6 protein-coding genes are annotated in these 3,197 nt (G+C 66.9%); 2 read left to right on the top strand and 4 right to left on the bottom strand.

Translation table 11 applies throughout. The features are described 5' to 3' along the window. Window positions 1-8 precede the first annotated feature (8 nt). Both pdtaS and WA944_RS15070 read right to left on the bottom strand, forming a co-directional pair. Window positions 9-1,499, bottom strand: coding sequence for a two-component system sensor histidine kinase PdtaS (pdtaS, locus tag WA944_RS15065; protein ID WP_526369468.1), 1,491 nt, complete (start codon window positions 1,497-1,499; stop codon window positions 9-11). 44 nt (window positions 1,500-1,543) lie between these two features. After that, complete coding sequence (locus WA944_RS15070; RefSeq protein ID WP_163888703.1) at window positions 1,544-1,759, bottom strand: biotin/lipoyl-binding carrier protein; 216 nt, start codon at window positions 1,757-1,759, stop codon at window positions 1,544-1,546. 214 nt (window positions 1,760-1,973) lie between these two features. Between WA944_RS15070 and WA944_RS15075 the strand changes: the two genes are divergently transcribed. Beyond that, window positions 1,974-2,066 carry a 50S ribosomal protein bL37 gene (locus WA944_RS15075; protein ID WP_003882799.1) on the top strand — a complete coding sequence of 31 codons (93 nt, stop codon included), beginning with the start codon at window positions 1,974-1,976 and terminating at the stop codon, window positions 2,064-2,066. Here the strand turns inward: WA944_RS15075 and rsrA are convergent. Both rsrA and WA944_RS15085 read right to left on the bottom strand, forming a co-directional pair. Next, window positions 2,063-2,383 (bottom strand): mycothiol system anti-sigma-R factor, encoded by a 321-nt coding sequence (rsrA, locus tag WA944_RS15080; protein WP_526610101.1) that lies wholly within the window; start codon window positions 2,381-2,383, stop codon window positions 2,063-2,065. The two genes, WA944_RS15075 and rsrA, sit on opposite strands and share 4 nt — an antisense overlap. After that, window positions 2,380-3,039, bottom strand: a complete 660-nt coding sequence (locus WA944_RS15085; RefSeq protein ID WP_526610103.1) for a sigma-70 family RNA polymerase sigma factor — start codon at window positions 3,037-3,039, stop codon at window positions 2,380-2,382. Before WA944_RS15085 ends, rsrA begins: the two co-directional genes overlap by 4 nt. Here WA944_RS15085 and WA944_RS15090 point away from each other — a divergent pair. Then, the coding region (locus tag WA944_RS15090; RefSeq protein WP_526610105.1) for a hypothetical protein at window positions 2,993-3,197 on the top strand (205 nt) is incomplete at its 3' end. The two genes, WA944_RS15085 and WA944_RS15090, sit on opposite strands and share 47 nt — an antisense overlap.

Consider the following 3,197-nt stretch of genomic DNA (forward strand, 5'->3'; position numbering starts at 1 on the left):
GGTGACCGTCAATATTGATTCGTGCGGCCCCGCCGGCCGATCGGCACCCGCAGAATCACGTCGGTGCCGCCGGCTTCGGCGTCGTGCATGCCCAGCGATCCGTCCAGTTCCGCGGACACCAGCGTGCGCACGATCTGCAGCCCGAGACGGTCGGACTTCTCCAGGCTGAAGCCCTCGGGCAGGCCGCGCCCGTCGTCGTGGACCACGACGTCGAGCCAGCGTGCGGAGCGTTCGGCCCGGATCGAGACGCAGCCCTGCGCGGTGCTCTCGTCGAAGGCGTGCTCGATCGCGTTCTGCACCAACTCGGTGATGACCATGACCAACGCGGTGGCGCGGTCGGCGTCGAGCACGCCCAGCTCTCCCACCCGGTTGATCCGGATCGGGGCATCGACCGTCGCGACGTCGTTCATGATCGGCAGAATCCGGTCGATCACCGCGTCGAGATTGACCTCCTCGTCGACCGACATCGACAGCGCATCGTGCACCAGCGCGATCGACGACACCCGACGCACCGATTCGAGGAGGGCTTCGCGGCCCTCGGCGTTGTTGGTGCGGCGTGCCTGCAGACGCAGCAGCGCGGCGACGGTCTGCAGGTTGTTCTTCACCCGGTGGTGGATCTCGCGGATGGTGGCGTCCTTGGACAACAGCGCCCGATCCCGGCGCTTGACCTCGGTGACGTCGCGGATCAGCACCGCGGCGCCCACCGCTTCGCCATGCACGACCAGCGGCAGGGTGCGCAGCAGGACCGCCGCACCGCCGGCGTCGACCTCCATCCGCATGCTGGATCCACCGGCCAGCGAATCGCGGACGTGGTTGGCCAGCTCCTGGGCTTCGAACGGATCGGAGATCAGCGGGCGGGTGACGGTGACGAGGTTGTGGCCGCCGAGTTCGGCCGCCAGCCCCATCCGGTGATATGCCGAGATGGCGTTCGGGCTGGCGAAGGTCACCACCCCGGTCTCGTCGAGCCGGATGAAGCCGTCACCCACCCGGGGGCTCGATCGCGACATCGCGAGGTCACCGACGTTGGGGAAGGTGCCTTCGGACAGCATGTTGAGCAGGTCACCGGCGCAGGCGACGTACGCGGTCTCCAGCGGGCTGGCCTGTCGCGGCGCCAATGACGTCTGGTGGGTGAGCACGGCGACGACGTCGCTGCCCTGCCGCACCGGAACGGCCTCGACGTTCAGGCCGGGTGAACCGTTTCGTCCCTCGACGGTGGCGCGGCCGATGGCGCCGGATTGGAAGGCCGCGGCGACGATCGGCATGTCCTCGCGTTCGGCGAGTGTTCCGACGGCATCGGCCAGCAGCACCGTGCTTGCGGTGTTGGGCCGCACCTGGGCTACGCAGACGACCTGCCCGTCGTCGCGCTGCACCCACATCAGATAGTCGGCGAACGACAGGTCGGCCAGCAGCTGCCACTCCCCCACCACAGCGTGAAGGTGGTCGACGGCACTGCCGGGCAGGACGGTGTGCTCGGCGAGGAGGTCACCGAGGGTGGACATCGCCTACTGCGTTCGTAGTCGGGTCGGTCCAGCTCAAGGGGTGCTTAGCTGATGACCGCGATGAGGTCGCCGGCCTGGATGACGTCTCCCACCGACACGCTGACCTTGCTGATCGTCCCGGCGACCTCGGCGAGCACGGGGATCTCCATCTTCATCGACTCCAGCAGCACCAGGGTGTCGCCTTCACCGATCTGATCGCCCTCGTGAACCACGACCTCGAGCACACTGGCCACGATCTCGGCGCGAACGTCCTCGGCCATCTTCACCCCACTCATCCACCGCTGGTGCTGTCGCGTCCTATCGAACCACAACCTATGGAACCACGATGACGGGCCGAAGTGCGGAGCGGACGCGGTTCGCGCAGGACCCGCGTCCCCCGCCGCCGCGAAAACCGGTGTCGGTTCCGCATGCGACAATGGATAAACGCTCCCGCCCGCGCGGGACAACCACCCACCGACTAGCTGGAGGTACACCATGGCCAAACGTGGCCGTAAGAAGCGCGACCGCAAGCACTCGAAGGCCAACCACGGCAAGCGGCCCAACGCCGGTTCGAAGTCGGTGCGCTAGCTGCCGCGGATGATCGTGGTGCGGCTGATCTGGATGCGCAGCCGCTCACGAAGGCCCTCCGGGGCACGCTCGCTGCACTTGGCGGCGATCAGTTTCTTGACCCGCTCCTCGATCCCGTAGTGCCTCAGGCACGTCGGGCACTCCTCGAGGTGCTGACGCAGCTTGTCCCGCGTCTCGACGGTGCACTCACCGTCGAGCAGCGTCCACACCTCCGCGATCACGGCGGCGCACTCGGGATGCTCGGGGTCCACCGGGCCGATCGGCGGGGTCCACCGCTCCTCGGAACCCGAGTCCCCGGTCGAATCGGTGCCGCTCATGACGAAACCTCCTCAGGCGCGTCGGACTGCTGGCCCCGGAGATACCCGCGATCGCGGGCCACCCCGGCCAACAACTCGCGTAGCTGGCGCCTGCCGCGGTGCAACCGCGACATCACCGTCCCAATCGGTGTGTCCATGATCTCGGCGATCTCCTTGTAGGGGAAGCCCTCGACGTCGGCGTAGTACACCGCCATCCGGAAATCCTCGGGCAGCGCCTGCAGCGCTTCCTTGATCTCACTGTCGGGCATCGATTCCAGTGCTTCGACCTCGGCCGAACGCAACCCCGTGGAGGTGTGTTCGGCGTTGGCCGCCAACTGCCAGTCGGTGATCTCCTCGGTCGGATACTCAGCGGGCTGACGCTGCTTCTTGCGGTAGCTGTTGATGTAGGTGTTGGTGAGGATGCGATACAGCCACGCCTTGAGATTCGTGCCCTCCCGGAACGAACGGAACCCGGCGTAGGCCTTCACCATCGTTTCCTGCAGCAGATCCTCGGCGTCGGCGGGGTTGCGGGTCATCCGCAACGCACCGCCGTAGAGCTGATCGAGCATCGGGATCGCATCACGCTCGAAACGGGCGGTCAGCTCGGCATCGGTCTCCACCGGCTCGGCTGTGTCTGTCAAGGTCGCTTCGGAAGCCAACCCATCGGTGTCGGTCATCGTGGGGAACACCGTCCCTTCTGTCGCGGCGCCGCCAAAAACGTCCGGCGAAAGCACCGGACGCCACGGGGCCTCCATGGCCAACACTGGCACCATCAATCCCCTTCTGCCGATCCTAGAGGTTTCGACCGACGACTTTCTTCGCTCGGCCGTGCGCT

It is taken from the genome of Mycobacterium sp. (assembly GCF_049683355.1).
In the GTDB taxonomy this organism is placed as follows: domain Bacteria; phylum Actinomycetota; class Actinomycetes; order Mycobacteriales; family Mycobacteriaceae; genus Mycobacterium.

What these genes read in the sequence shown, in the direction of transcription:
- pdtaS (WP_526369468.1), bottom strand. Translation starts at nt 1,499, where the DNA reads ATGTCCACCCTCGGTGACCTCCTCGCCGAGCACACCGTCCTGCCCGGC.
- WA944_RS15070 (WP_163888703.1), bottom strand. Translation starts at nt 1,759, where the DNA reads ATGGCCGAGGACGTTCGCGCCGAGATCGTGGCCAGTGTGCTCGAGGTC.
- WA944_RS15075 (WP_003882799.1), top strand. Translation starts at nt 1,974, where the DNA reads ATGGCCAAACGTGGCCGTAAGAAGCGCGACCGCAAGCACTCGAAGGCC.
- rsrA (WP_526610101.1), bottom strand. Translation starts at nt 2,383, where the DNA reads ATGAGCGGCACCGATTCGACCGGGGACTCGGGTTCCGAGGAGCGGTGG.
- WA944_RS15085 (WP_526610103.1), bottom strand. Translation starts at nt 3,039, where the DNA reads ATGACCGACACCGATGGGTTGGCTTCCGAAGCGACCTTGACAGACACA.